The sequence below is a fragment of the Collinsella aerofaciens genome, assembly GCF_025289055.1.
Lineage (GTDB): Bacteria > Actinomycetota > Coriobacteriia > Coriobacteriales > Coriobacteriaceae > Collinsella.
Genome location: NZ_JAESIQ010000050.1, coordinates 1 through 1,009 on the forward strand (window position 1 = coordinate 1; position 1,009 = coordinate 1,009).

Sequence of the window (1,009 nt, forward strand, 5' to 3'; positions counted from 1 at the left end):
CCACGCCGCGCGGGCGACGTCGGCGTCGGCCTGCCCCGCGCACGCCCGGACCAGGTCGGCGGCGAGCGCCTGGCCGGCGAGGTTGTGGACGTGGCCCCTGATGTCGCGCTGGAGGTGCGTCAGGCACCGCTGCCAGGAGCAGCCCGGCAGGACCCTGGAGACGGCGGCGACGAGCCCCGCGTGGGCGTCGGACACCGCGAGCCTCACGCCGCGCAGGCCCCTGTCCCTGAGGGAGCCGAGGAACTCGGACCAGGCGGCCTCGCTCTCGCTGTCGAAGCAGGCGCAGCCGAGGAACTCCTTGTGCCCGGAGGACGACATGCCGATCGCCGTGACGAGCGCGACGCTCGCGTAGCGCCCGCCGGTCCTGCACTTCATGTAGGTCGCGTCGAGCCACACGTAGGGGTGCTCGCCCTCGATCGGCCGGGTCCTGAACGCCTCGGCCTCCTCGTCCAGCCCGGCGCACAGCGCCGACACCTCGGAGCTGGACAGCGACGAGACGCCGAGCTCCTCGGCGACGAGCCCGACCTTGCGGGTGCTCACGCCAGCGACGTACATCTCGCGCACGAGCGCGACCATGGACGCCTCGACGCGCGTGTAGCGCTCGAGTATGCCCTCGGGGAAGTAGGTCCCCTCGCGCAGCTTGGGGACCCGCAGCTCGAGGTCGCCGAGGGAGGTCGACAGGGACCTCTCGCGGTAGCCGTTCCTGCTGTTGACGCGCTCGGGCGACCTGGAGCCGCGGGGCGCGCCGCAGGCCTCCTGCGCCTGGGAGTCCATCAGGGCGTTGACCACGGACTGGATCACCTCCCTGCCGAACTCCCTCAGGTCGTCGCACCGCGAGAACAGCGCGAGCAGGGCCTCGGTCTGGGGCCGGTCGAGGCCGAGCCCCCGGTCCGGCTGGGATAGAATGTCGCTGTGGGCCATCGTCTTTCCTTTCGTCGAATATCTAGGCACTGACGATTCTAGGCGATGGCCCTCCCTTGCTTCTTACACCACGACTGTGCGCGCTACC

At 71.1% G+C, this 1,009-nt stretch carries 1 protein-coding gene; it reads right to left on the reverse strand.

Features of this window, described 5'->3' with window-relative positions:
- Nucleotides 1-921, reverse strand: a 921-nt coding sequence (locus JMJ97_RS09445) for an IS256 family transposase (RefSeq protein WP_260700109.1), incomplete at its 3' end; no start/stop codon positions are given.
- Between the last annotated feature and the right edge of the window lie 88 nt (nucleotides 922-1,009).